This is a genomic window from Rhodoferax sp. GW821-FHT07F03 (assembly GCF_059418745.1).
The window spans coordinates 83,177-110,137 of sequence record NZ_JBWKQM010000013.1; the positions used below are offsets into that span (position 1 = coordinate 83,177).

Sequence of the window (26,961 nt, forward strand, 5' to 3'; positions counted from 1 at the left end):
CACAACATGGTTTTGACTTGCTTGAAGGCCGCGTGCCAGGTACCTGCCGTGCTGGCGTGTGCCGCCACACTGGCTGTGCCATCCGTATGGGCGGCACCGGTGGGTAGTGCGCTGGACCGTCCTGCCCTGGCCAGCCCGCAGGCCGCACACGCGGTGCTGCTGGGCGCGGCCTTGGCCGGCCCGCGGGTGGTGGCGGTGGGCGAGCGCGGCATTGTGCTGCTGTCGGACGACGCCGCAGCCCACTGGCGCCAGGCCCAGGTACCGACCAGCGTGACCCTGACCGCCGTGCGCTTTGTGGACGCGCAGCATGGCTGGGCCACGGGCCACAGCGGCGTGGTGCTGGCTACGGTGGACGGTGGCGAAACCTGGGTGCGCCAGCTGGACGGCAAGCAGGCGGCCCAGTTGGTGCTGGACGAGGCCCAGGCCCGTGGCGATGCGGCGGCGGTAATGAACGCCCAGCGCCTGGTGGCCGACGGCGCAGACAAGCCCTTGCTGGACCTGCATTTCTTTGACGCGCGGCGCGGCATCGTGGTCGGCGCCTACAACCTGGCGTTCATCACCGAAGACGGCGGCCGCAGCTGGAAGCCCTGGGGTCAGCAACTGGACAACCCCAAGGCCTTGCATCTGTACACCGTGCGCGCCCAGGGTGGCACGGTGGTGATTGCCGGCGAGCAAGGGCTGTTACTGCAATCACAAGATGCGGGCCAGCACTTCACGCGCTTGACCACGCCCTACGCCGGCAGCTTCTTTACCGCCGAACTGCCTGCCCCTGGCGAGATCGTGCTGGCCGGACTGCGCGGCAATGCCTGGCGTTCCATGGATGCGGGCGCCACCTGGTCCGCCTTGGCGGCGGCCGCGCCAATTTCCTTCACGGCCTCGGCATTGCGTGCGGGGCAGGGGGTTGTACTGGCCAACCAGGGCGGGCAGCTGTTTGCTTTGCGTGGTGGGGTCTTGAGCCTGTTGCCTGGCGCGGCGCTGCCGTCGCCGGCAGGCCTATTGCCACTGGCCGATGGCCGCCTGCTGGCGCTCACAGTACGTGGCGCAATGGCCGTCGCTGCGGGGGCTGCACCATGATGGCGCCCCAACCCCTTCCGTCTACACAGACGGCCTTTGATGTGCAGTCTGGCTCAGTGGTTGAGCGGCTGCTGTTCAACAACCGGCTGTGGGTAGTTTGTATCTGTGCGCTGGTCACGCTGCTGCTGGGTTGGCAGGCCAGCCGGCTGGACCTGAACGCCAGCTTCGAGAAGACCATTCCCGGCCACCACCCCTACATCCAGAACTACCTGCAGCACCAGAACGAACTGCGCGGCCTGGGCAATGCCGTACGCATCGCGGTGGCCAACCCCAAGGGCAGTATTTACGACGCAGCCTATCTGGAGACCCTGCGCAAGATTAGCGACGAGGTGTTCCTGATGCCTGGCGTGGACCGCGTGGGCATGAAGTCGTTGTGGACGCCATCCACCCGCTGGGTCGGCGTGACCGAGGACGGCCTGGAGGGCGGCCCGGTGATTCCTGACGGCTATGACGGTGGCGCGGCCAGCCTGCAGAGGCTGGAGGCGAACATCGAGCGCTCGGGCGAGATCGGCCAGACCGTGGCGCTGGACCGGCGTTCCAGCGTGCTGTTTGTGCCGCTGCTGGCGCGCGATGCACAAGGCCATGCGATGGACTACCGTGCCTTGTCGCAACGCCTGGAGGTGCTGCGTACCAAGTACAGCGCACAAGGCGTGGAGGTTCACATCACCGGCTTTGCCAAGATCGTGGGCGACCTGATAGCCGGCGTGCAGGCGGTGCTGGTGTTCTTTGCGCTGGCGGTGGCAATTGCCAGCGTGATGGTGTTTGCCTACACCCGCTGCGTGCGCTCTACCGCACTGGTGGTGGCGGCGTCCATGGTGGCCGTGGTGTGGCAGCTGGGTCTGCTGCCCTTGCTGGGCCAGCAGCTGGACCCGTATTCCATCCTGGTGCCTTTCCTGGTGTTTGCCATCGGCATGAGCCATGGCGCGCAGAAGATGAACGGCATCATGCAGGACATAGGCCGTGGCATGCCCGGCCTGGTGGCCGCGCGCTTTACCTTTCGCCGCCTGTTCCTGGCCGGTCTGACGGCGCTGCTGGCCGACGCCGTGGGCTTTGCGGTGCTGCTGGTGATTGACATCCAGGCCATTCGCGAGCTGGCCCTGGCGGCCAGCCTCGGCGTGGCGGCGCTGATCTTCACCAACCTGATCCTGTTGCCGATTTTGCTCAGCTACACCGGTGTCAGCCCTGCTGCCGCGCAACGCAGCCTGCGGGCTGAGGCCGGCGATGCCAGCGGCGCGGCCCGCAGCCCGCTGTGGGTATGGCTGGACCGCTTTACCCAGCGCCGCTGGGCGACAGCGGCCGTGGTCGGTGGCGTGCTGCTGGGCGTGGCAGGTGCGCTCGTAGCTTCGCAGCTGAAAATTGGCGACCTGGACCCGGGCGCTCCCGAGCTGCGCGCCGACAGCCGCTACAACCGCGACGTGGCCTTCATCAACAGCGCTTATGGTGCAGGCAGCGACGTGCTGGCGGTGATGGTCAAAACGCCCGAAGGCCAGTGCTCCCAATACGAGACGTTGAACAAGGTGGACGCGCTGGAGTGGCAGCTGCGCCAGTTGGACGGCGTGGAGTCCACCAATACCCTGGCGCTGCTGAACCGCCGCGTGCTGACCGGGTTGAGCGAGGGCAACCCCAAGTGGTACGAGTTCCTGAACAACCAGGACATGCTCAACACAGTGACCGCTGGCGCACCGCGTGGGCTGTACAACGACAGCTGCGGCCTGCTGACCATGTACGTCTACCTGCGCGACCACAAGGCCGACACGTTGACCCGTGTGGTCGAGCATGTGGAAGCCTTTGCCAAGGACAACGACACGGCAGACGTGCAGTTCCTGCTGGCAGCGGGCAATGCCGGCATCGAGGCGGCCACCAATATCGTTGTCAAGCAGGCCTGGCACCAGATGCTGCTGATGGTCTATGGCGCCGTGGTGCTGCTGTGCTTCATCACCTTCCGTTCCTGGCGTGCGGTGGTGGTGGCGGTGTTGCCGCTGGTGCTGACTTCGTTTCTGGCCGAGGCTTTGATGGTGGCCTTTGGCATGGGCGTCAAGGTGGCCACGCTGCCGGTGATTGCCTTGGGCGTGGGCATAGGCGTGGACTACGCGCTGTACATCCTCAGCGTGACCCTGGCCCAGCTGCGTGCTGGCGCCAGCCTGTCGCAGGCCTATTACCAGGCGCTGCTGTTCACCGGCAAGGTGGTGATGCTGACCGGCGTGACGCTGGCGATTGGCGTGATCACCTGGGTGGCCAGCCCCATCAAGTTCCAGGCCGACATGGGTTTGCTGCTGGCCTTCATGTTCCTCTGGAACATGCTGGGCGCGCTGATCCTGTTGCCGGCCTTGGCCCACTTTCTACTCAAACCCGCCGCGCAGACGGCAGCCACGGAGACAACCACATGAAGACAGATACCGAGCATTGGCAGGGCCGGGCCATTCTGCTGCTGGCCCATGTGGCCGGCATGGTGGACCTGGTGGCGCTGCCCGTCTGGGTGGGTTCCGCATTGATAGGCCAGTACCAGCTGAGCCCGCCGCAGGCCGGTGCCATGGTCACGGCATACCTGGCTGCGGCCGTGCTGGCCAGCCTGGTGTTCGCGCCACGCTTTCACCGGCATGCGCCCTGGCGGGCCGCGCCACTGGGCTATGCCATCGCGTTTGCCGCTTTTGCAGCCATCACCCAGACCACCCATGTGGGCGCCATGACGGCTCTGCATGCCGTCGCCGGGTTTGGCGCGGGCATGGGTTTGTCCTTCGTGCACGGCACCATAGGCCGCAGCGCCCGGCCGCACCGCTTGTTTGCCATCGTCAGCATCGGCCTGGGGGTGTCCGGCATCGTGTTCATCGGGCTGGCCCAGAGCATGGTGACGCAGCATGGCGGCGTGGCAATGTTTGCCATGTTTGCGGCCTTGATGGCCTGCGCCACGCTGGGCACGGCCTTGGCTTTCCCTCGGCCCACGGCGGTGGACGGCAGCGCCAAGCCGGTGCCGCGCGAGGTCCAGCCCATTGCCGTACCGGTCTGGTGGGCGATTGCCGGTCTGACGCTGATGGCCGTCACGCAGTCCATGGTGTTCAGCTTTGCCGAGCGCATCGGTACCGAGCGGGGCTTTGGCGACCGCGTGCTGGTGGTGCTGGTCGTGCTGGGCTTCATCAACCTCTTGCCACCGGTGCTGGCCGCGCTGACCGAGCGGCGCTGGCCGGCTTTCAGCGCCGCCGCAGGCGGCGTACTGGTGCAGGCCAGCCTGGCCATGGCGCTGGCCTGGGGCAGTGGTTTTGCGCTGTATGCGGTGGCTACCGCCTTGTTTGTGACGCCCATGATCTTCACCCACACCTTTGTCTTCGGCTGGCTGTCGCGCAACGACGCCAGTGGCCGCGCAGTGGCCCTGACGCCCGCCATGCTGATGACCGGCGCGGCGATTGGCCCGGTGGTGGGAGGCGTGCTGGTGGCAGGTTTTGGCACCTCGTCCATCGGCTTGGCCGCACTGCTGGTGTGCAGCGTGTCCTGGCTGTGCTACCGGCGCGCGGCCCATCTTTCGTCCGGCGCGGCGCAGGCTGTACCTGCGCCTGCAGCGGTCCATTGATTTTTACTCTGAGAAAGCAGTTATGTTCCGTTACTTCCCCACCAATTACGTTTGGGACCTGTCGGTCAACCTGGCCATTGAGATGGGCGCACGCATGGGTGAAATCGAGGTCATGTGCAAGCCTTTGCAAGAGGCTGCCAAGCAACCCGATGCCGCAGGCACCGCAGCCTTCCGCGAGACCTGGCAAAACATGGCCGAGAAGCTGTGCGGCCTGGCCGAGGAAGACGAGGCCGCGGGCCGCATGTTCTCCGCCGGTGAGAAATACAAACGCGCGGCCAATTACCTGCTGACCTGCGAACGGCTGCAAGCCCACGGCGCGCCAGGGCGGGTAGCGCTGTACCAGCGCTTCGAGGAAATTTTCACCAAAGGTATTGCGCTGGCTGGCGACAACTGCGAGCGGGTGCAGATTCCCTACGGCGACAGCTTTCTGTCCGGCTTGCTGGTGCGCGCCGAAAAAACATCCGGCCCGGCACCCCTGCTGCTGCAGGTCAACGGCCTGGACTCGACCAAGGAGATGAAGTACCTGGTGGGCCTGCCAGCCTGGCTGGCCAAGCGGGGCGTTTCGTCGCTGATCATCGACCAGCCGGGCACCGGCGACGCGCTGCGTCTGCGCGGGCTGACCGCGCGTTTTGACAGCGAACACTGGGCCAGCCGCGTGGTGGACTGGCTGGAAACCCGGCCCGACGTGGACGCCAAGCGCATAGGCATGGAAGGCGTGTCGCTGGGCGGCTACTACTGCCCGCGTGCCGTGGCCTTCGAGCCGCGCTTCGCCATGGGCGTGGTCTGGGGTGCCAACCACGACTGGCGTGACGTGCAGGCCCAGCGCCTGGCCAAGGAGGGCAATCTGCCAGTCCCGCACTACTGGAAGCATGTCTGCTGGGTCTGGGGTGCCAAGGACATCGACGACTTCATGCGCATTGCGCAGGACGTGCACCTGGACGGCATCCTGGACCGCATCAAGGTGCCGTTCCTGGTGACCCATGGCGAAAAGGATTCGCAGATCCCGCTGAAGTGGGCGCACCGTACCTACGAGCAGTTGGTGAACAGCCCCAAACGCGAACTCAAGATCTTCACCGACCGCGAGGGCGGCGTGCAGCACAGCAGCTTCGACAACAGTGCCAATGCCGGCGCCTACATCGCCGACTGGGTGGCCGAAACATTGGGTGGTCGAACCGCTTGATTGCGCATGTAGATAAAGCGCGAGTAGCTATAAAAATAGGAGTATTCAATGAACGCAATGATCCACCGGCGGCACCTGCTGCTGGCTTCTCTGGCGCTGGGCGCGGCCGCTTCGGGCCATGGCCAGTCGCCGGCGCCAGCCCCGGGGCCGTTTGACTTGAAGCTGATGATCCTGGGCCGCCGCCGGCCCGGCACCAGCCTGGCGGAACACCGCCAGCACATCCGCCGTGTGCATGGCGAGATGGTGCTGCGCTACATCGCCACCGACCCGCAGAATGCGCCGCGCCGCTATGTGCAGAACGCGGTGTTCGACGGCCAGTACCGCGCGAGCGCACCGGGCAACGACCCGTTCGCGCTGAACCGCGATTTCGTGACCCAAATCTGGTTCCCGGACTTTGCCGCGCTGGGGCGTTCGCTGCAGACGCCGTTCTATCTTCAGAACCTGAAGGGTGACGAAGACAACTTTGTGGACCAGAGCACGGTGGTGCCCTTGACGGTGCGCGAGCGCGAGTTGCTGGCCCCGCGCGCGCCGCTGGACGGCGCCTGCAAGCTGTTCTTCTGCATCCAGCGCGCGCCGGATACCGACGCCGGGGCATTCCGCGCAGTCTGGCTGCAAGGCGCTGCGGAGCTGAAAACCTGGCCCGTGGCCGCCAAGCTGCGCCGCTACGTGCAAAACGATGTGATGGCCAAACCCGGCACGACGGCCCCGCTGGATGGCATCGACGAATTTTGGCTGGACGACGAGGCCGCCGCCCGCACGCTGTGGACGCAGTGGCAGGCCTGGGTGCGCGACAAGCTGGTGGCCCAGGGCCTGGCTACCGCATCCGGCCACTTTGGCCTGCTGGCAAGCGAAGCCGTGCTGTACGCCGGGGCGCGCTGATTTTTCTCTTACTTTTGAACTGGGTAACAACGTATGAACATTATTGGACCCGATGCACTGGTTTTTGGCGTGGACGACTTAGACGCTTGCATCCAGTACCTGACCGACTACGGCCTGACGCCGGTGGGCGTCACCGCCGAAGGAGGCCGTTTCGAGGCCCTGGACGGCACGGCCGTGGAAGTCCGCCATCAGGCCGACCCGCGCCTGCCGCCCGCCATGGGCACGGCCAGCATGCTGCGCGAGACCGTGTACGGCGTGGCTAACGCGGCGACGCTGGACGCGATCGCCGCCGAGTTGGGCCGCGACCGCGAGGTGCGCCGCGACGCCCAGGGCCGCGTGCTGGCCGTGGACGATATGGGTTTCGCGCTGGCATTCCAGGTCAGCGTGCGCCGGCCTATCCAGCTGCCAGCCGAAACCGTCAACGCACCCGGGGCCGCGCCACAGCGCCCGGCCAACCAGGTCGCTGTCACGCCAGACATGCTGGCCCTGCCGCGCTCCTTGTCGCACGTGGTGTATTTCGTGCCCGACGCGGCCAAGGCCGAGGCTTTCTACCAGCGCCTGGGCTTTGTTTGCACCGACCGCTTTACCGGCGTGGGCCCATTCCTGCGCCCGGCCGGCACGGCCGACCACCACACCCTGTTCATGATCCAGACGCCGCCGTTCATGAAGGGCTGCGAGCACTTCACCTTCCACATGGGCGGGCCCACCGAGGTGATGCTGGCCGGCACCCGTTTCGCCAACAAGGGCTACCAGTCCTTCTGGGGACCGGGGCGCCATCTGTTTGGCTCCAACTGGTTCTGGTACTTCAATAGCCCGCTGGGCTGCCATGTGGAGTACGACGCCGACATGGACTTGCACGACGCAGACTGGCTGGCCCGCGAGGCACCCATGGGGGCGGACGCGTCCCAGCTATTCCTGTTCCAGCACCGCGACAAGTGGGCACCATCCGGCGGCCCGCCACCCGGCGCGGCGCACTGAAGGTCAGGCCCATGACGCTGTTGTGCCATCTGGACGATGTGCCTCCGGGCACATCGCGCGGCTTCGACCCTGGGCACACGGGCCGGGACACGCTGTTTGCGGTGCGCTGCGGCGATGGGTTGCGGGTGTACCGCGACAACTGCCCGCATGCCAACAGCCCCATGGCTTGGCGCAAGGACGCGTACCTGAACCATGCGGGCGATGCCATCGTGTGCTTTGCCCACGGCGCGCTGTTTGACGTGGATACCGGGGTCTGCACTCTGGGGCCCTGTTTGGGCCAGTCGCTGCAGGCCGTGGCCCACGCCGTAGACGCCCAGGGTTATGTGAGATTGATAGATAAAAAGGAGATACAAGAATGACAGCAGCACACAAAATTTTGGTCATAGGCGGGGGCTTCTCCGGCATGGCGGCGGCCATCCAGTTGCGTAAGCAGGGCTGCGCGGTGGACCTGGTCGAGATCGACCCCGGCTGGCGCTCCTACGGCGCCGGCATCAGCCTGGGCGGCGCCACCTTGCGCGCCTTTCGCACGCTGGGCGTGCTGGATGCGTTTTTGGCCCAGGGCTTTGCGGCCGATGGCGTGGACTTGTTTACCCCTGCGGGGCAGCAGATTGGCTCCCTGCCCACGCCGCGCCTGGCGGGTTCGGACGTGCCGGGCGGCGGCGGCATCATGCGGCCGGTACTGGCCAAGATACTGGCTGAGGCCACCCGCGCATCCGGTGCCCATGTGCGGCTGGGCTGCAGCTTTACTGCCATCCAGCAGGACGCCGACGGCGTGGACGTGCAGTTCACCGATGGCAGCCAGCAACGCTATGACCTGGTGATTGGTGCGGACGGCCTGTACTCCCAGGTGCGCACAACCTTGTTCCCGGCGGCGCCGCAGCCGCTGTACAGCGGCCAGTGTGTGTGGCGCGCCGTGCTGCCCCGGCCTGCGGAGGTGCAGCGCACCATGATGTGGTTGGGCCCCAAGGTCAAGACCGGGCTGAACGCCGTGTCGCAGGATGAGATGTACCTGTTCGTGACCGAAGACCGGGCAACCAACGAGCGCCTGGATGCACAACACTTTCCGCAGATGCTGGCGGACTTGCTGGCACCTTTCCCAGCGCCGCTCATGCAAAGCGTGCGCGCCCAGATCAATGCCGATGCGCAAATCGTCTACCGCCCGCTGGAAAGCCTGCTCATGCCCCAGCCCTGGTACCAGAACCGGGTGGTGTTGATTGGCGACACGGTGCATGCCACCACGCCGCACATGGCCTCGGGTGCCTGCATTGGCATTGAAGATGCCATCGTGCTGGCCGACGAGCTGGCCACCCACACTGGCGTGGCCGCAGCGCTGGAGCGCTTCCAGGCACGGCGCTGGGAACGCTGCCGCATGGTGGTGGAGAACTCGGTGCGCCTGGGCGAGATCGAGATTACCGGCGGCGACAAGGCCGAGCATGGCCGCATCATGCGCGAGACGCTGATGGCCCTGGCCGCGCCCATTTGATGGTGGCGCACAGCATGGCATTCCATCCCATCCGCCGCATCGTGACCGGGCACGACGCCCAGGGCAAGGCCATCGTCAGCGAGGCCGGGCCGCTGCCCACCGTGGTGGCTATCGAGAAGATCCCGGGCACCGTGTTTCACGAAATATGGTCCACCCAGAGCACGCCCGTGCCGATAGACAACGGAGCCGACCCGACGCTGGGTGCGCTGGTGCTGCCGCCTCCGCAGACCGGCACCCGCATACGTATCGTGGACATTCCGCCCGATACCGAGGACTTTCTGGCCCACGGCGCTGCGGCGATGCACGACGCCTTTACCCAGATTGGCGATGCCAGTGCCTCGACTGTGCGGGCCGATTCACCGCATCCGCTGATGCACCGCACCGAGTCGGTGGACTACGGCGTGGTGTTGGATGGCGAGATGACCCTGGTGCTGGACGACAGCGCCACCCTGCTGCGCCAGGGCGATGTGGTGGTGCAGCGCGGCACCAACCACGCCTGGGCCAACCGCTCGGGCCGTATGTGCCGCATGCTGTTTGTGCTGGTGGATGGTGCCTACACGCCGGCGCTGCGTGCGGCATTGCAGGCCCGTAAGGGTGACTGAAAGGTCGCTTTTTTCAGGTTGGGACTTTTTTTCACTCTTCCCGTTTCGCCAGACGATTCCACCAGTTTCGCTTCACTTTGACCATAGACGGCCATTGAGGATTTCACATATGCCACGCCAATTCATTGACCTATCGATCTACCTGGAAAACGAGGTGCTGTCCGACCCACCCCCGCTGGCGCCCAAGATCAGCTACCAGAAGCACCAGGACACACTGCCCGAGTTCATGGCCATGATTCCCGGCACCACGGCCGAGGACTACCCGGACGGAGAGGCCGCTGCGGCGGAATGGGTGACCATGACCACGCACAGCGGCACCCACCTGGACGCGCCCTACCATTTCCACTCGACCATGGATGCAAAGAACGGCGAGAAGAAGCCCTCCATCACCATCGATGAGGTGCCGTTGGAATGGTGCTTCCAGCCCGGTGTGAAGCTGGACTTTCGCCACTTCCCTGACGGCTACGTGGCCACCGCAGCCGATGTGGAGGCCGAGCTCGCACGCATAGGACACACGCTGGCGCCGCTGGACATCGTGGTGGTCAACACCCGCGCCGGCTCGCGCTACGGTCATAACGACTTTGTGTCCGCCGGCTGCGGCATGGGGTACGAGGCCACCATGTATTTGCTGGAGCGTGGTGTGCGTCTGACCGGCACCGACGCCTGGAGCTGGGACGCGCCGTTTTCCTATACCGCCCAAAAGATTGCCGAAACCGGCAACAAGGCATTGATATGGGAAGGCCACAAGGCCGGCCGCGACATCGGCTACTGCCACCTGGAAAAGCTGCACAACCTGGAAGCCTTGCCGGGCCACGGCTTCTACGTCAGCTGCTTCCCGCACAAGGTGCGGCGCGGCTCGGCCGGCTGGACGCGAGCCGTGGCGATTTTTGACGATGGCCTGATGGCCTTGCCCCGCTGAACAGGACATCCATGCGATTTGCCACACTTCCCAACGGCCGCCTGGACGGCCGGCTCGTCATCGTTTCGCGCGACTTGCGCTGGGCCTGCGAGGCGCAGGACATCGCCCCCAGCCTGCTGGATGCCTTGCAGCGCTGGGACGCCGTCGTGCCGGCCCTGCAGGCGCGCAGCGATGCGCTCAACGCCGGGCAGGCTGCCGACGCCTTCGCTTTCGACCCACAGCAGTGCCTGGCACCCTTGCCGCGCAGCCCGCAATGGTTGGATGCTTCGGCGTTTCTGAACCACGGCAGGCTGATGGAAAAGGCGTTCAATACGCCGCCGATTCCCCAGTTCGACACCGTGCCGGTGATGTACCAGGGCGCCAGCGACGACTTCCTGGGACCACATGCGGACGTGCCGCTGCCCAGCGAGGCCGATGGCATCGACTTCGAAGGCGAGTTCGGCGTGGTGGTGGGGGCTGTGCCCATGGCCGCAACGCCCGCCGAGGCCTTGGCCGCTGTGCGCCTGGTCGTGCAGATCAACGACTGGAGTCTGCGCGCGCTGGGGCCGCACGAGATGAAGACCGGCTTCGGCTTTCTGCAGGCCAAGCCGTCTACCGCCTTCGCACCCGTGGCCGTGACACCGGACGAGCTGGGCACCGCCTGGCGGAATGGCCGTGTGCAGATGCGCCTCAAGGTCGAGCGCAACGGTGAGCGTTTTGGTGAGCCGCATGGCGGTGAAATGGGCTTTGGCTTCGGCGAGCTGGTGGCCCATGCAGCGCGTACCCGGCGCCTGACGGCGGGCTGCATCGTCGGTTCGGGCACGGTGTCGAACGTGGCGCGTGATGCCGGTTCGGCATGCCTGGCGGAGCGTCGCGTGATCGAGATGATTGACCAGGGCGCGGCCAGAACGTCCTTCATGCGCTTCGGTGAGCGGGTGCGCATGCAGGCGCTGTTTGAAGACGGCAGCGCCGGGCCCTTCGGTAGCATAGACCAGCAGGTCGTGCCGATGGCCCATGGCAGGGGCGGCTGATGCGTATCCTCGTCACCGGCGCTGCCGGTTTTGTAGGCTATACGCTGGTCCAGCGGCTGTTGATGGACGGGCTGGCAGGCCAGCCGGTGGACCAGCTGGTCTTGATGGACCTGGCGTTTGCCGAGCCACCCAGCGATACCCGCGTGACCCACTTCGCGGGCAGCATTGCCGACCCGGCACTGCGCCAGCGCGCGCTGGTCGAGCCGGTGGATGTGGTTTTCCACCTCGCTAGTTGCCCCGGTGGCTTGGCCGAAAAAAACTATGCCTTGGGCCGCAGCATCAACCTGGACGCCAGCCTGGGTCTGCTGGAAGACCTGCGCGTGCAACCCAAGCCAGCGCGGTTTGTGTTTGCCAGCAGCGTGGCGGTGTACGGTGCGAATCTGCCCGCCGTGGTGGACGAGGCCACACAGCCCGCACCGGCGCTGAGCTACGGCACCCACAAGCTGATGGTCGAGGCCCTGGTGGCTGACGCCACCCGACTGGGCTGGGTGCAGGGCTGCTCGCTGCGCGTGCCCGGCGTGGTGGCCCGGCCGGGGGAAGGCGCCGGCCTGATGTCGGCCTTCATGAGCCAGCTGTTCTGGCGTTTGCAGGCCGGCCAGCCCATCACCGTGCCCGTGTCTGCCCGGGGCCAGGCCTGGTGGATTTCCGTGGGGGCTTGTGTGGACAACCTGCTGCAGGCCGCCTGCATAGCCCCGGACCGACTGGATGCGCGCCGCGTCTACCAAATGCCCGCGCTGCACCTGGCCGTGGCCGAGGTGGTGGATGCGCTGGCTGCACGCTACGGTGTCGACCGCCTGGCCTTGGTGCGTTATGCGCCAGATGCGCAGATCGAGCGTTTGTTTGCGGCATATCCACCCCTTCACACCCCCCAGGCGCAGGCTCTGGGTTTCCGGCACGACGGCAGCGTAGACGCCTTGGTGGTACGTGCGTTGGCGCCCTAGCCAGATGGGAGTTTGCAGTTGTTGCGGTGCAACGTAGAATTTCCCGATGCGCACACCCACTCCCTCCAGCACACCGGTCCATCGCATTCTCATCGTTGGCGGAGGGGCAGCCGGGCTGGAGCTGGCGACCGCACTGGGCAATGCACTGGGGCGTCGCGGCCTGGCCGACATCACGCTGATAGACCGAGCCCGCACCCATGTGTGGAAGCCCAAGCTGCACGAGATCGCCGCCGGCAGCATGGATGTGGGGCGGCATGAGCTGAACTACCTGGCCCAGGCGCACTGGCACCATTTCCACTACCGCCTGGGCGAGATGAACGGCCTGGACCGCGCCAACAAGCTGGTGCACGTGGCACCCTTCATCGATGAAGACGGCGTGGCCGTGACCAGCCAGCAAAGCTTTGGTTACGACACCCTGGTGATGGCCGTGGGCAGCCGCAGCAACGACTTTGGCACGCCCGGTGTGGACCAGCATGCGCTGAAGCTGGAAACCCTGGCCGACGCCGAGCGCTTCCACCGCCGCATGCTCGACGCCTGCATCCGCGCCCATGCGCAGACCACGCCCCTGAGTCCGTCGCAGCTGCATGTGGCGGTGATTGGCGCCGGCGCCACGGGCGTGGAGCTGGTGGCCCAGCTGCACCGCACCACGCGCGAGGTGGTGGCCTTTGGCCTGGACCGCATCGACCCCGAGCGCGACATCCAGCTGCATTTGATCGAAGCCGCCGACCGCATCCTGCCCGCGCTGTCGCCGCGCATTTCCGCCGGCGCGCTGGACCTGCTGAACGGCCTGGGCATCAAGGTGCACACCTCGGCCCGGGTCTCGGGCGTGGCCGCCGACAGCGTGCAGCTAGCCAGCGGCGAGGTGATTCCGGCCGAGCTGCTGGTTTGGGCGGCCGGTATCAAGGCGCCGGGCTTTCTGCAGGACATCGACGGCCTGGAAACCAACCGCATCAACCAGCTGGCGGTGCACCAGACCCTGGTGACCACCCGCGACGAAAACATCTTCGCCATGGGCGACTGCGCCGCCTGCCCCTGGCCCGAAAAGAACGGCTTCGTGCCGCCACGCGCCCAGGCCGCGCACCAGCAGGCATCGCACCTGTTCAAGCAGATCCAGCGCCGTATGGCGCGCAAGCCGCTGCAGCCCTACCACTACCGCGACTTTGGCTCGCTGGTGTCGCTGGGGGACTACAGCGCCGTGGGTAGCTTGATGGGAGGGCTCATGGAAGGCAGCCTGTTCATCGACGGACTGGTGGCGCGCGTGATGTACACCTCGCTGTACAAGATGCATGAACTGGCGCTGCACGGCGTGACCAAGGTGGCCCTGGAAACCCTCACCCGCGCCATTACACGCCGCACCGAATCGCACGTCAAGCTGCATTGAAGTGGCGTGGGGTAAGCCTGCGTTTTGACCATGGAGCCGGTCGCGACGCACTTCCTTAAAAAATATTTTTGCTATCGCAACCGTGCGCAATTTCATGGCACGAATTCGACAACCCCCTCTACACTTCGCGGGCCAAAAGGCGCTGACGCCGGTTCTGCCATCTCGATGCTGCAGGCCGGCACGGAAGTAAAAAAACGGGTTGGCCCCTCGCGAGGCATGGCCCACATTGGAGACAAATTGAAATGGTTCGTTCTTACCTACGAGGGCTTGCGTTCGCCCTGCCTGCCGCGTTGTGCATGCTCGTTCCGGTCACACCGGCTGTTGCGGCATCTAGTACCTTTATCAATCCCGTAGGTCCAACTAATGCATCGTCTGCCGATCCGTTTGTGATGCGGCACAGCGATGGCTTCTATTACTACGTGCACACCACCCAGGGCTGGAGTTCACACCAGACGAATCTGCAAGTCACCAAATCGCGCACGCTCAGCGGCATAGGCGCTGGAGCCACGGTAACTGTCTGGACGCCGCCTACCGGCACATGCTCGGGCAACAACTGCTACACCCAGGACGTCTGGGCGCCAGAGATTTACAACTTCAACGGCATTTGGTACTTGTACTTTTCGGCATCCGGCGATGACACTGGCAGCAACCGGATCTGGGTCATCACCAACACCAGCGCCGACCCGACAACCGGCAGCTGGAGCGCACCGAAAAAGATCCACGATACTTTTGACGGATGGCAGATTGACCAGACGGTGACCACGGTAAACGGCCAAATGTATATGGCCTGGTCTGAGTTCGCGGGCAAGGACCAGCATGTGGTGATCGCAAAAATGAGCGATCCGACAACAATTGTCCCTGGCGTGCGCGGCACCACGGTCTTCATGCCCACGCTGGCATGGGAGACCTCGGGCTCGCCAGTGAACGAAGGACCGCAGTTCATCGTGCATGGCAGCAAAGTGCACCTGACCTTTTCGGCCAGCGGCTGCTGGACCGATGACTACAAGCTGGGTGAATGGACTGCCAATGTGGGGGCAGACCTGAGCGTCGCATCCAACTGGACCAAGAACGCGACACCGTTTCTGCAAAAAGGCCCAGGTGCCTTCGGCCCGGGCCACCATGCTTTCGTCAAGTCGCCTGATGGAGCAGAGGACTGGGTCGTCTACCACGCCAACCCCGCTTCTGGACAAGGCTGCCTGGACCAGCGCACCACCCGCATCCAAAAGCTCACCTGGAGTGGCGACACCATGGTGGTGGGGGCGCCCACGGTGCCAGGTACTCCGGTCACTCGCCCTTCCGGCGAAGGTACGGCCACCATTCTGTACCGCATCCGCAACCAGGCAAGCGGCAAGGTAATGAGCATCGACCGCGGTGCCGCAACCGCTAACGGGGCCGCTATATGGGACTGGACCAACTTCAACAACACGGACCAGCTCTGGGCACTCGACCCCACTGGCTCTGGCTTCGTGCAGTTCACCACCAGCTTCAACGGCAATGTTGCGGACGTTTTCGCCGGCAGCACGGCGGCGGGAGCATTGGTGAAGTCGTATGTGGCCAATGGCGGCGCTAACCAGCACTGGAAGCTGAGCCCCACCGACACCCAGTACTTCAAAGTGCAAAACCAGAAGAGCGGCCTGACTCTGGATCTCAAGAATGGGGACCTCAGCGATGGAGCTGTCATACAGCAATGGACCAATAACGACCTGGCGCCCCAACGCTGGTTGTTCGAGCGGGTGAACTAAGCCGTCAAGTCCATAGCGTTGATGGGGCACTGGGTGAAGCCTGCTTGGATCCTGGGCGCGGCGGTTTTGGGCGCGGGCTTGCTGTGGTACGGGTTTGACTCAGCACAGAGCCCGGAGCCGGTGGTGCTCGCGCCGTCCTCGGGGGCGGGTGCTCCCTTGATGGCTAGCACGGCCTCGGCCCCAGTGTCTTGTCCGGGCGGGGGCACTGCGTGTGACGCCATGCCCGGCGAATCCGCCATTGCGTCACAGCCAGCGCTTGCCCCACCACCGGACCCTACGGAGCAGGCTGCCAGCAATGGCAATGTGCAGGCCATGGGAATGCTGCTGCATGTGCTGAACAGCTGCCCCCGGGCAGGGCAGCCGGCGGACTCCCGTTCCGCCGAGCGCTGCGACGCTGCCCAGGTGCAGGCGCCCCGCTGGCTTCGTCAACTGGAAGCGCTGGCGGAGCAGGGCGATGCCCAGGCGCAGCGGGAGTTGCGGCGCTTTCTGGAGAGCCGTTCCGCCGACGCACCGGCGGTTGCAGGCTCGCCGGCCGATGGTGAGCGCGAGGCCGCGCGCTGGGCCACCCAGGACGAAGTAGACCGTGCCAGCGCCTTGCTGCAAAGGTTGGCGCGTGGTGAGCTCTCGCCAGCGACCTCGGTCGAGTCGCCGGCGCGGGGCCGTCCAAGGTCAGATCCGCAGGGGCGCGTGCAGTAGTTGCACTGCTCCGCACACCCGGCGCACGCCGCTATAGGCACATAAGGGCGGTATCCATCTGATGCTATTGAAATAATAGCTGCTAGCGCAGGGAAAGATTGCCGCGGTGGGCTAAAAGGCTTGCAGATTTGCTGCCATGGCGCGTATCCACGCCAGGCTCGCGCGCCAGTTCCCGGGGCTAATCTTCCACGCCTTCCACCAGGAACTGCACGCGCCGCTGACCCTGCCACTCGTTCACATCCAGGCGGAAGGCCAGGGTCACCCGGGCTGGCAGGCTCTCGGTGTGGCCGAACCAGATGCCGTCCACCGGCTGGCCCTGGTGCTTGAGCTGCAGTCACAAATGCTTCTCGCCGACCAGGCGTTGTGAAACCACCTCGACTTCTTCGCTGAAGGTGGGTGGCGCAAAGCCCTGGCCCCAGACCTTTTTGTGCAGCCCCTCAATCAGTTTGGCGCGGTAGTCAAAAAACGGCTTGTAGTCAGTTTTGAGAGGCCGATAATCTTCGGCCATTTTCTGAAATCTTTCTGCAACCCAGACACCTGATTGCTAGTACCTTTGGTTCGTCTCACTGATAGCAAGGTGGAGATAAACATGTGCCAAATTCATTATTTCTTGCTTAGTCTGTGTTGTGGGGTGATATTTTATTTAATTCAAATTTAATTTCATTTGAGCTGTTAAATAATATTTTTTTCAAAAAAAATAAACTAACTGCCATGATGATTAATCCCCAGGCGAAAAATATTGAAGTTGGCAACATTTTTTGGAGAATGGTTGGTATTATGTAAATAATTATGGAGAAAAAACTTATAATATTGGAATTTGCTATTTGAACTTGTCCTATTTTATCGTTTGGAGTATATAGTGCAATATTGCTGGTGGATAGGACTCGTAAATAGGCAAATGTCCCTCCCATTAGTGTAAATGTAATTGTTTGAATTGATTTCGAGGTAAGCAGTGAAAATAAAATACAAAAAAATCCTAGCAGAAGTAGTACAAAAAACTCTTTAGAAATAGATTTTTTTGAGAATGATTTAATGTTTATTAGTGCTGCCGTGAATACGGCTCCTGCATACCATGATCCGGATATAAATCCAAAATAAGCGGCTGATTTGTTTTGTGAAATTATTATAGGGGACAGCAAGGAGTTTGACATTTGCGATACGGAAAAACATAATGTCAAAATTATGCTTGAATAGGCTAAATTGTGATTTCTTTTTATAATTAAAAAACCTTCTAAGAGTTTTTTTATAAAATCATCTTTTTTAAAAGGTATTGAGGGGTGTATGTTGTTTGCTTCGTTCGAAGTTAAACAAATAATCCCACTTATTAATCCGAGAGCTGCTGAAATTATTGCTGTGATTTCAGCCCCATTCTTGCTGAGTGAAATAACTAGTCCCCCGAGACTGGCGCCTGCAGCTAGTGCGACCATTCGAATAAGTCCGGTTCTTTTTGTAATTAATGCTCTATTGGTATTTTCTATATTTCTAAGCATTAATGCATCAATTGCTGAGCTAAATAAGCTGTTTGCCGGGCCAAAAAGAATTGCTACTGTAAATAATAAATTGCCCCTTTGTGCGGAATTTATTTTTAGCTCTAAAAAAATTAGAGGCATTGCGAGGGCTATACTGCGCACAAGCGCTGAAATTAAAATAATATTTTTTATGTGAGATGTTTTTGTAAGAAGTGGACTAAAAAATGGAGTTAAAAGTAAACTCGATGCGCTTGCAATCATATAAAACAAGCCGACTGAAGAAGCTTTATTTGTTGTGGTTAAAACTATCCAACTTAGAGAGATTGTATAAATGGCCAGCGCAATAGAACTCAATACAGTTATTGTGTAGTAAAAAGTTTTGTGTGTAGATGATTTTTCTAAAAAATACATAATTATTGTTGTCCTATCATGGGCAATTTTTTCTGTATTTTTAGTAACTATTGAAATAGTTGACATGAATATCCTGCATCATTAGGAGTGTGTTAGTTGTTTCATGTTAATTGAAAATAATGAGAAGTTGGTTTGAATTAATCAAAAATTTCAATTTCATAAAATGACAGGTTGTGTGATGCAGGTGGTCGTAGTTGTCGAGCTTTAAGCGCAAATAATTTCTGAACTCATTGCTCTAAAGAACGATCTGGAGTATTTAACCCCGGTTAATGGCTCTTCAAATATATCTCTGGCATGCGCCCCTAGCCAATTATTTACAATGAATAGGCGGCGGGCCTTAATGGGCGTGGATATGCGAGTGGAATTTTTTGACAGAGATTCATGCATGTGTTTAATATGATTTATATCAAACAAAGGGTCACTGATGCAACTACTTACTTCTCCGTTAAAGAATGGAATTGTGGCCCCTTCTGTTTGTATCATTAAAGCAACGTCAAACTCTCCATTGCTTGTAATTACAAGATCATTGGCTGCAGTTTTATAGGTGATTGGAGTAATTCCGAGTTTAAAACGTTTTTTACTAAGTCGATCATTCCACTCGCTAAATTCGTTCCATAGTGCAAATGGAATCCAGTGAAAATTTCCTGGTTTTTTATATGCTAGGTGCATGTTGTATATCGAAACAAACTTTGGTGACCATAGAGCATCTTCAAGAACAATTCCATCAGTATGAAATCCTAGTATTTGTTCTGGGCTATAATATTTTATGCCATTCTTGTCAAGCAATTTTTGCCCCTCAGCAGAGGCGTTGTATAGTGTGAATGGAAGCCCGGTATTTTTATCGAGACGAGTGGGGTAAAGTTGTTTTGTTATAATTAACGCAATTAATGCCCCGATCCATATGTTGAAAACTGGATTGTCGTTTTCGGGTGATGGAATATCTATAATGGAGATCCCTTGTTTTGGGGTGTTTAGTTGTTCTCTGCTATTCTTAATTATATTTTTTATATCATTTTCGATTTCTTGGCTGATAATTTCTATGGCGATGTCGTTGGATAGTGCTGGTAAATTAAATTTCGAAAAATTTAATTTTTTTACAGAATTTTCTACAGTGCTAACAACTGATTTTGCAACTTCAAAAATTTCTTGAGAAAGATAATTCATATTAATCGCCTTTTTATTTAATGCACGCATTTAAATTAATAAATGCATGCATACATTTTTCGTTAAATTTCTATTTTAGCCATTGGTGCTGCCGTCCGAGCACTCTGGGGCATTGACACAAACAGAAATTTCGCCTATTAGTTCATCTAATGCATCAAAGGTAATAGCATCTACCTCGGATGGTGTAGCTTCAATAATTTCATCTGACATATTTATCTCCAATTAACACGACTCGGAATTGATGTCGTGTAAGTCAATCGTAGGAGCTTAATAGGTAGGTATTCAATCACCCATTTGGGTGAGTTGGTTAAGTTTTCATGTCGCGACTGTGTTATTTGCGGGCAACGGCTAGCATTCCCACCACTGCAGCGCGACTTTTTACCCTTAGCTTGCGCATCAATACTCCTAGCTGGGTTTTAACGGTTTGGTCACTTTTCCCAAGTGCTTTGGCAATTTCTTTGGTTGTTTGACCTTGAACCAGCAATGCTGCTATAGATTCTTCAGTTTTAGTAAGCTTAGGTAAAGCATCAGGTTGAGCAGCTTGATACCAACTACATAAGGCTATATGTAACGAAGGCATAACCTTGCATTGCAAGTAGTGCGCGAATCGCTCAACCCAAGGAGCCACGTTGTAGAAGGTGGCGACGGTGAATAAATCGTCATCAGCTGTTCCTTCCAAATGTCCTAAGACCAACGAATTACCCCATCCTGCTTGCTTGTAGTGGTGATACCAATTGGAGCGAGCGTGACCCCACTCTGCGTCTCGTACAGGATCAAAGAACTGTGGTTGTCCTTGTGACTGCAGAAATCGTTCAAACAATGGGCTGCGAATATTGTTGCAGGGCCGCTTTATAGTTTGCAAATAGGATTCAGGTACGTTCATGCTCCAACTTTGAAGAGCCGCGTAGCCTCCCGAGTGGGAAATCAATTGTCCGCAAAGCAAGCCGCGGTGGGGCAGCACTGCTTTCAGCGGTCCGTTGGCCCAAGCTTGAAATGTGTTGAAGTCCAGTACTCCATAGGCGTCGTTGTCTAGGGTCTGTTCATGCTTTGAATTGACAAGATCAAAAAGCTCTGGCTGCATTCAAGTGCCTCCCTGGCGACTGTTAAGGTCAGAGCATGCTGAGCGTTCAAGCAGGGAGGGGTGTTTCTGAATGAATAATATTTGTACTAAAAAGTAAGCATACTTATCTCTGATTCATGCATTTTTGTTCTATTTTTTGCAGCTAATATTGTTGGGTTCGTTCTTGCGAAACCAACATACCTTCTAAGTTTCAGCGGCTTCAACCAGAAACTGCACGCGCCGCTGGCCCTGCCATTCGTTCACGTCGAGGCGGAAGGCCAGGGTCACCCGTGCCGGCAGGCTCTCGGTGTGGCCGAACCAGATGCCGTCCACTGGCTGTCCCTGGTGCTTGAGCTTCAGCGACAAATGCTTTTCGCCGACCAGGCGCTGCGACACCACCTCGACTTCTTCGCTGAAGGTGGGTGGCGCAAAGCCCTGGCCCCAGACCTCCTTGTGCAGCACATCGACCAGCTCGGCACGCCGGTATTCGGGCGCCAGCGGGCCGTCGGTTTCCAGGCGGCGGGTCAAGGTGGCGGCGTCCAGCCACTCCAGCGCCACTTGCTGCAGGCCTTGCTCGAATTGTTCGAGATTGTCTTCGTGCACAGTGCAGCCCGCAGCCATCGCATGGCCGCCAAAGCGCAGCAGCACGCCCGGGTGCCGCTTGGCCACCAGGTCGAGTGCGTCGCGCAGGTGGAAGCCAGGGATGGAGCGGCCCGAGCCTTTGAGCTCATGCTCCTTGCCCGGCGCCTTGCTGGCGGCGAAGACGAAGATGGGGCGGTGCAGTTTGTCCTTCAGCCGGGATGCGACGATGCCGACCACGCCTTCGTGGAAGTCGGGGTCGAACACGCATACCGCTGGCGGCGGCTCTTCGGATTCGTCGAACAACGACTCGGCCACCAGCATGGCCTGGTCGCGCATGCCGCCCTCGATTTCGCGGCGCTCGCGGTTGATCTTGTCCAGCGTCGTGGCGAGTTCGGTGGCGCGTGCCGGGTCGTCGGTCAGCAGGCATTCGATGCCCAGCGTCATGTCGGCCAGGCGCCCGGCGGCGTTGATGCGCGGGCCCAGCGCAAAGCCGAAGTCGAAGGTGGTGGCCACCTTGGCCTGGCGGCCGGCTGCTACAAATAACGCAGCTAGTCCCGCAGGCTGCGCCTGCGCGCGCAGTCGTTTCAGCCCTTGGGCCACGAGGCGGCGGTTGTTCGCGTCCAGCTTCACCACGTCGGCCACGGTACCGAGGGCTACCAGGGTCAGCAACGGGTCGAGCTTGGGTTGGTTCTCGGCGGTGAAGACGCTGCGGCGGCGCAGCTCGGCGCGCAAGGCCAGCAGCACATAGAACATCACGCCGACGCCGGCAATCGACTTGCTCTCGAACGTGCAGCCGGGTTGGTTCGGGTTCACCAGCACGTCGGCGTTGGGCAGCACGATCTGGCCGTCTTTCAGCGCCGGCAAATGGTGGTCGGTCACCAGCACCTGCAGGCCTAGCGCCTTGGCCTCGGCCACGCCTTCCAGGCTGGCAATGCCGTTGTCCACCGTGACCAGCATGTCGGCGCCGCTGTCCTTGACGCGGCGGGCGATGCTGGGCGTCAGGCCGTAGCCGTCGGTGACGCGGTCGGGCACGATGTAGGTGGCGTGCTTGGCGCCCAGCAGGCGCAGGCCACGCAGGCCGACGGCGCAGGCGGTGGCGCCGTCGCAGTCGTAGTCGGCGACGATGCAAAGCTTTTTATCTGCAGCAATCGCGTCGGCCAGCAGCACAGCCGCGGCCTGCGTGCCCAGCATGCTGGAAGGCGGCAGCAGCTTGCCCAGGCCGTCGTCCAGCGCGTCCTTGTCGGCCACGCCACGGGCTGCGAACAGGCGCGCCAGCAGCGGGTGTACACCGGCTTGTTCCAGCGCCCAGACGGCGCGCGGCGGAATGTCGCGTGCTGTAATTTTCATAGCACCTCTAGCACGGTATATAAGCGCTGGGGGCTTAAAAGGCTTGTTATTTTTTGCATGAAACTGCGCGGCGCGGCCTCGAAGCTCTGCGCATTGCGCTCGCCACACAGGGTGAGTTGCACCTTGTGGCCTTGGTCCAGCGCGGCCAGCAGCTCGGTGCAGGCGTTGGCGTCGATCTGCTGCCAGGCGGCGGCCCAGCCGGCCCAATCTTCGTACTGCGCGGCTTGCAGCAGGGTCAGTGGCATGCACGGGGCGGCCGCTGGCGGCGGCGGGGTGGGCAGGGCGCCAGCGCCGCTGACCCAGAAGGAGTTGATCGGCGCCAGCCCGCGCTCGGTGCGTGCGTCGTTCACCGCATGGGTGTAGAGCAGCATCTGCATTTCGCTCTGCAGGCGGCGCAGTGGGCCGGCTTGCGCGGTGGGCGGCATCCATTCGTCCACGTTGCGCGCGCCTACGCCGCTGACCACGCGGTCCAGCGAGGCTGTGGCCAGGCCGCGGAAGACCTCGCTGTGCGCCAGCCAGCGCGTCGGGCTGACGTATTCCAGCTGGATGCCGTCTTCTTCAAAGAAGGGCCGCACGGCGGCCAGGATGGCGCGGGATTCGGCCTCCTGCAGGTCCAGGCTGTCTGGGTGGGGCATGGTGATGTGGTCCGTCATCACCTGCCAGTGGCAAGGGGTGATGAAGGCCCAGGCATGGCCGTCGGCCGCGGTGCCCGCTTGCCAAGCGGCCCAGGGGATTTGACCGTCGGCGGCGCCCAGGCCGTAGTGGCGGGCCAGCGCGCGTTCGTGGGGGGGCGACAGGCTGTCGTCCGGCCCGCTGTCCAGCACGGCCGGCGTCAGGCGCGCCAGCAGGCGCTCCAGGTTTGGCAGGCGCAGGGTAGCCAGGGCTTGGCGGCAACCCTCGGCCTCGCTGCCAGCGAGGGGGATCAACACATGGAGAGAGGTAGACATGGGGCTATTGTCCCGGATGGGGCGTTGTGCAGCTTTACGCCATTTCAGCGTGAAGTCAACACGCTACAGTGCGGCTTCGGCCTGTAACGCGGTTGTTAGCCATAACCAGGCTTGCATAACCATGCTATGGCCCCGGCTTTGCAATTGCACTACTCCAGGCATTTCGCGCAGCGGCGCACGGATCTGGCCGGTATCGTCCTGGCAGCCCAGGATGCGTACGCGGAACAGGGCTTGCAGTGGTACCAACTGCTGCTCCGAGCGCTGGGTGGCGATGGGCCCGCCATAGGTGGCGGCCAGGGCCGGCTGGTCCAGTGAAGTCAGCGGCAGGCGGTCGATCTCGCCGATGCGGCAGTTCCAGCGAGGTTGTTCCAGGCGCTGCGCGATAAAGACCGCGCTACCGGCGGCCTGGAGTCGGGCCAACGCAGCCTCGTCTACAAAGGCTTCACCCTTCACGCCTTGGTCGCCAACGACCTGCAGCAGGCGCTCGCCCGCTCCAATCACGGCGGCGACCTGCAGCGCCGGGTTGGCGTCGACGACGCGGCCATCGAAGGGGGCGCGTACGGCCAACTGTGCGCGCTGGCGCTGCAGGCCCGCGACTTTCTCCTGTGCGCTCTGCCATTGCTTGGACAGGGCCGGGCCGAGCTGCATCAGTGCGCTGTTGAAGGCCTGCTGCTCCAGCTGCCAGCGCAGCAACTGGGCCTGGCTGCTAGCCTGGGCCAACTGGGACTCCAGCTCTGGCGACTGCAGCTGCAGCAGTAACTGGCCCTGGCGGACCCAGTCGCCGTCTTGCGCTTGGAGGGATGCAACTTCGGCCAGAGCCGGGGCATACAGGCTCTGGGCTTGGCTTGCGCCCACGATGGCCGGTGCGCTGGTACGCGACTGCCAAGGCAGCGCTAGTAGCAGAAGCAGCGCCAACAACAGCAGGCTGCTGCGGCAGGACTGGTAGCACCAGCGAAGTTCGGCGCGGCGCCGCCACCAGACGGTCAGCTCGGACACGATCGGCCGCAGGATGAAGTAGCTCAGTTCCACGGCCAGCAGCAACAGGCCCAGCAGCTTGAAAAACAGGTGGTAGACCAGCAGCGCGATCGACAGGAACAGCACCAGCCTATAGAGCCAGGTGGCCAGGCCGAACAGGATCAGCAAGCGTTGGCGTCCGGGTGTGAAGTGCTCGGGCGGCGGCTCGTCCCAGCCCAGCAGTGCGCGGCGCAGTGCCCAGCGGGTGAGGGCAAAGGCGCGGGTGTGCAGATTGGGCAGGTTCAGCCAGTCGGACAGCAGAAAGTAGCCGTCAAAGCGCATGAAGGGACTGGCATTGATGGCCAGGGTGGCGACCCAGGCGGTGGTGGCCAGCATGAAAACCCCGGCGCGCAGCGGGCCGTCGGGCAGGAAGCTCCACAGCAGGGTGGCCAGCACCGCCAGCACCAGTTCGGCCAGCATGCCGGCCGCGCCGATCAGCAGGCGCTGGCGCCGCCGGGGCAGCTTCCAGGCCTCGTTGGTGTCGGTATAGAGCACCGGCACCATCACCAGAAAAGCCACGCCCATGCTGGGCACGCGGCAGCCGAAGCGTTGCGCTGTCAGCGCATGGCCGAACTCGTGCAGCAGCTTGGCAAAGCTCAGCGATAGGCTGATGCCGACCAGGCCGGCAATACCGCCGTAGGCCGAAAAGGTGTGGGTAAATTCATCCCAGCGTCGCGACACCAAAAACAGGCCGCACAGCGCCATGGCGGCTACCGCCCACCAGAAGCCCGGTGTAAATACCAGCGCGAAGGCCGGTGCCAGGCGTTTGAGGATGGGCATGGGCCGCAGCAATGGCACGCGAAAGAACAGGTAATTCTTGAGCAGCCACTGCAGCTGGTTGGGTCGGCTGGCTTGTGCCGCACGGGTGAGCTGGGCGGTATGTCCGGGCATACCCGTCTGCAGCAAATGGTGGCGTGCCAGGAAGTCGCACAGCGCGGCTACGTCTTCGGCCTGCAGGCGCAGCGTGGTCTGGCTGTTGACGGCAGCCAGTAGTGCGGTGGTCTGGCCCAGTGGCCAGCGTGTCAGTAGTTCGAAAGCCTGCCAACTGAGCTGGTAGAAGCGGTTGGCCGCAGGGTCGTGGAGGGTCCAGCTGGGGGTGCCGTTCTCCTGGGTTGGGCCGGGGTGCAGGCTTAGTTCCTGGCGCAGCGGAGGCAGCTGGTCTAGCGCGGCCATTACCAGCCCAGCCATTGGCGCAGCCCGGTGAGCGGTCGGCGCAGCGCGTAGTAGCCCAGTGGTACCCAGTCGCCGTAGACCCGCACGGTGCCGGTCTGGCCCAGGCGTGGCGGAGGCTCGTCAGGATTGAAGCGTGCCTGGATGCGGTAGGCCAGGATGCCGTCTTCGGTCAGCTCGGCCCGGTAGGCGATGCGGGTGATCGTTGCACCGTAGGACTCGGTGGGCGAGGCGTTGGGGTACAGCTTCAATTCGCCGCCCAGGGCGATGCGTATCGCCTCGGCGGCGGGCAGGTAGGCGCTGAGTTCCAGTTGGCTGGGGTCGGCCAGGGTCATGACTTTTTCGCCCGCGGCCACTGCCTTGCCCATCCAGTTGTTGGGGTCCGAAAACACCACGACCCCGGCGCGCGGCGCGCGCACATGGATGCGGCTGAGCTGGCGGGCGCTGAAGTCGGCCTCGATGGATTTTTCTTCCAGGCGCGCTTTGTTCAACGCCATGTCCAGTTTGCCCTTGTCATCGGTCACCGCCAGTTGAGCGCTTTGGCGGTAGGACTCGCTGGCCGCATCGCGCTCCTTACTGACCAGGGCTTGCTGGCCAGCCAGCACGGTGGCGTCCAGATTGAACAGCGCGGCCCCGGCTTCGACGCGATCGTTGGGCTGCACCTCCACACGGTCGATCACTCCGGCCAGCGGCGCGCGTACCAGCAAGGGGTTCATGGGCTGGACTTCGCCTTTGGCCAGCACGCTCAGCCGCAGCGGCAGGCACAGCACGAGCAGTAGGCCCAGCAGCACCCGGCGGCGGGTTTTGCCAGGGCGGGCCCATTCGCCCAAGCGGTCGCGCCAGTGCTGTTGGGGTGCATAGCGGGCCTGCGCATGGGCGTAGGCATGGGCCAGTTCGGCGGCCAGTGCCAACTCGCGCGCCGTCCAGGGAGCATCGCGTGCCAGCAGCAAAGCGCCGCTGAGCCGGGTACCGGGTGGATCCAGGCGCAGATAGAGGGCATGGGGCGGCAGCCATTGGGGCCAGTCTTCCGCCAGGTCTGTATCCAGATCGGCGGCACATAGGGGGGTGATGGGGGGGCTCTCAATGCGCCGCCGCTGCCAGCGGAACAGGCTGCCCAGCCATTGCACATAGGGTGCATTGCTGTCTGTTTCGGGTACACCGGACAGCGCGCTGACGCGGCCCAGGGCTCCGTCGCGCCACAGCGCTGCCTGGCGGTAGGGCAGCAGGCGCAGCGTTTCGTTGACCAGCACAAAGCCCAGCGCTTCTTCGCTGTCGGCTTCGCGCGCGCGGCGCATCAGTTGCAGCAGGGTGGCGAGTTCGCGGCCAGGGTCGGGTGCATTCATGCCCACG

23 protein-coding genes and 1 pseudogene are annotated in these 26,961 nt (G+C 61.8%); 15 read left to right on the forward strand and 9 right to left on the reverse strand.

Annotated elements, in window-relative coordinates; all coding sequences use genetic code 11:
- Positions 1–6: 6 nt before the first annotated feature.
- From AC07R0_RS20150 to AC07R0_RS20220, 15 genes are all read left to right on the forward strand, one after another.
- On the forward strand, positions 7–1,074 hold the full coding sequence (locus AC07R0_RS20150) for a WD40/YVTN/BNR-like repeat-containing protein (protein ID WP_495106166.1): 1,068 nt from the start codon (positions 7–9) through the stop codon (positions 1,072–1,074).
- The gene (locus tag AC07R0_RS20155; RefSeq protein ID WP_495106249.1) at positions 1,074–3,461 is read left to right on the forward strand and encodes an efflux RND transporter permease subunit; all 2,388 of its coding nucleotides are present in this window, start codon (positions 1,074–1,076) and stop codon (positions 3,459–3,461) included. The genes AC07R0_RS20150 and AC07R0_RS20155 overlap by 1 nt, the downstream gene beginning before the upstream one ends.
- Positions 3,458–4,636: an MFS transporter gene (locus AC07R0_RS20160; protein ID WP_495106167.1), complete on the forward strand. Its 1,179-nt coding sequence runs from the start codon at positions 3,458–3,460 to the stop codon at positions 4,634–4,636. The genes AC07R0_RS20155 and AC07R0_RS20160 overlap by 4 nt, the downstream gene beginning before the upstream one ends.
- A gap of 22 nt (positions 4,637–4,658) precedes the next feature.
- Positions 4,659–5,816 (forward strand): alpha/beta hydrolase family protein, encoded by a 1,158-nt coding sequence (locus tag AC07R0_RS20165; RefSeq protein WP_495106168.1) that lies wholly within the window; start codon positions 4,659–4,661, stop codon positions 5,814–5,816.
- Between the two features lie 48 nt (positions 5,817–5,864).
- Positions 5,865–6,695 carry an EthD domain-containing protein gene (locus AC07R0_RS20170; protein WP_495106169.1) on the forward strand — a complete coding sequence of 277 codons (831 nt, stop codon included), beginning with the start codon at positions 5,865–5,867 and terminating at the stop codon, positions 6,693–6,695.
- Between the two features lie 33 nt (positions 6,696–6,728).
- Positions 6,729–7,673: a VOC family protein gene (locus AC07R0_RS20175; protein ID WP_495106170.1), complete on the forward strand. Its 945-nt coding sequence runs from the start codon at positions 6,729–6,731 to the stop codon at positions 7,671–7,673.
- Positions 7,674–7,684: 11 nt separating this feature from the next.
- Positions 7,685–8,032, forward strand: coding sequence for a Rieske (2Fe-2S) protein (locus tag AC07R0_RS20180; protein ID WP_495106171.1), 348 nt, complete (start codon positions 7,685–7,687; stop codon positions 8,030–8,032).
- Positions 8,029–9,156: an FAD-dependent oxidoreductase gene (locus tag AC07R0_RS20185; RefSeq protein WP_495106172.1), complete on the forward strand. Its 1,128-nt coding sequence runs from the start codon at positions 8,029–8,031 to the stop codon at positions 9,154–9,156. Before AC07R0_RS20180 ends, AC07R0_RS20185 begins: the two co-directional genes overlap by 4 nt.
- A gap of 14 nt (positions 9,157–9,170) precedes the next feature.
- Entirely contained in the window at positions 9,171–9,758 is a 588-nt protein-coding gene (locus AC07R0_RS20190) for a cupin domain-containing protein (RefSeq protein WP_495106173.1), read from the forward strand.
- 109 nt (positions 9,759–9,867) lie between these two features.
- Entirely contained in the window at positions 9,868–10,677 is an 810-nt protein-coding gene (locus AC07R0_RS20195) for a cyclase family protein (protein WP_495075214.1), read from the forward strand.
- A gap of 11 nt (positions 10,678–10,688) precedes the next feature.
- Entirely contained in the window at positions 10,689–11,687 is a 999-nt protein-coding gene (locus AC07R0_RS20200; RefSeq protein WP_495106174.1) for a fumarylacetoacetate hydrolase family protein, read from the forward strand.
- On the forward strand, positions 11,687–12,628 hold the full coding sequence (locus AC07R0_RS20205) for an NAD-dependent epimerase/dehydratase family protein (RefSeq protein ID WP_495106175.1): 942 nt from the start codon (positions 11,687–11,689) through the stop codon (positions 12,626–12,628). Before AC07R0_RS20200 ends, AC07R0_RS20205 begins: the two co-directional genes overlap by 1 nt.
- A gap of 46 nt (positions 12,629–12,674) precedes the next feature.
- On the forward strand, positions 12,675–14,009 hold the full coding sequence (locus tag AC07R0_RS20210; protein ID WP_495075217.1) for an NAD(P)/FAD-dependent oxidoreductase: 1,335 nt from the start codon (positions 12,675–12,677) through the stop codon (positions 14,007–14,009).
- A gap of 296 nt (positions 14,010–14,305) precedes the next feature.
- Positions 14,306–15,751, forward strand: coding sequence for a family 43 glycosylhydrolase (locus AC07R0_RS20215; RefSeq protein WP_495106250.1), 1,446 nt, complete (start codon positions 14,306–14,308; stop codon positions 15,749–15,751).
- A gap of 219 nt (positions 15,752–15,970) precedes the next feature.
- A complete protein-coding gene (locus tag AC07R0_RS20220) occupies positions 15,971–16,447 on the forward strand; it encodes a hypothetical protein (RefSeq protein ID WP_495106176.1) in 477 nt (158 codons plus the stop codon).
- Positions 16,448–16,625: 178 nt separating this feature from the next.
- Here AC07R0_RS20220 and AC07R0_RS20225 read toward each other — a convergent pair.
- From AC07R0_RS20225 to AC07R0_RS20265, 9 genes and pseudogenes are all read right to left on the reverse strand, one after another.
- Positions 16,626–16,901: pseudogene (locus AC07R0_RS20225) on the reverse strand (single-stranded-DNA-specific exonuclease RecJ); the annotation flags it as partial.
- A gap of 160 nt (positions 16,902–17,061) precedes the next feature.
- Positions 17,062–18,393 (reverse strand): MFS transporter, encoded by a 1,332-nt coding sequence (locus tag AC07R0_RS20230; protein ID WP_495106177.1) that lies wholly within the window; start codon positions 18,391–18,393, stop codon positions 17,062–17,064.
- A gap of 138 nt (positions 18,394–18,531) precedes the next feature.
- Positions 18,532–19,491 carry a hypothetical protein gene (locus AC07R0_RS20235; RefSeq protein ID WP_495106178.1) on the reverse strand — a complete coding sequence of 320 codons (960 nt, stop codon included), beginning with the start codon at positions 19,489–19,491 and terminating at the stop codon, positions 18,532–18,534.
- Positions 19,492–19,566: 75 nt separating this feature from the next.
- Positions 19,567–19,701, reverse strand: coding sequence for a hypothetical protein (locus tag AC07R0_RS20240; protein ID WP_495106179.1), 135 nt, complete (start codon positions 19,699–19,701; stop codon positions 19,567–19,569).
- 121 nt (positions 19,702–19,822) lie between these two features.
- A complete protein-coding gene (locus AC07R0_RS20245) occupies positions 19,823–20,572 on the reverse strand; it encodes a helix-turn-helix transcriptional regulator (RefSeq protein WP_495106180.1) in 750 nt (249 codons plus the stop codon).
- 183 nt (positions 20,573–20,755) lie between these two features.
- Positions 20,756–22,480 (reverse strand): single-stranded-DNA-specific exonuclease RecJ, encoded by a 1,725-nt coding sequence (gene recJ, locus AC07R0_RS20250; RefSeq protein WP_495106181.1) that lies wholly within the window; start codon positions 22,478–22,480, stop codon positions 20,756–20,758.
- On the reverse strand, positions 22,477–23,427 hold the full coding sequence (locus tag AC07R0_RS20255; protein ID WP_495106182.1) for a phosphoglycerate mutase: 951 nt from the start codon (positions 23,425–23,427) through the stop codon (positions 22,477–22,479). Before AC07R0_RS20255 ends, recJ begins: the two co-directional genes overlap by 4 nt.
- A gap of 63 nt (positions 23,428–23,490) precedes the next feature.
- Positions 23,491–25,614 carry a site-2 protease family protein gene (locus tag AC07R0_RS20260; RefSeq protein WP_495106183.1) on the reverse strand — a complete coding sequence of 708 codons (2,124 nt, stop codon included), beginning with the start codon at positions 25,612–25,614 and terminating at the stop codon, positions 23,491–23,493.
- Positions 25,614–26,954 carry an efflux RND transporter periplasmic adaptor subunit gene (locus AC07R0_RS20265; RefSeq protein ID WP_495106184.1) on the reverse strand — a complete coding sequence of 447 codons (1,341 nt, stop codon included), beginning with the start codon at positions 26,952–26,954 and terminating at the stop codon, positions 25,614–25,616. Before AC07R0_RS20265 ends, AC07R0_RS20260 begins: the two co-directional genes overlap by 1 nt.
- Between the last annotated feature and the right edge of the window lie 7 nt (positions 26,955–26,961).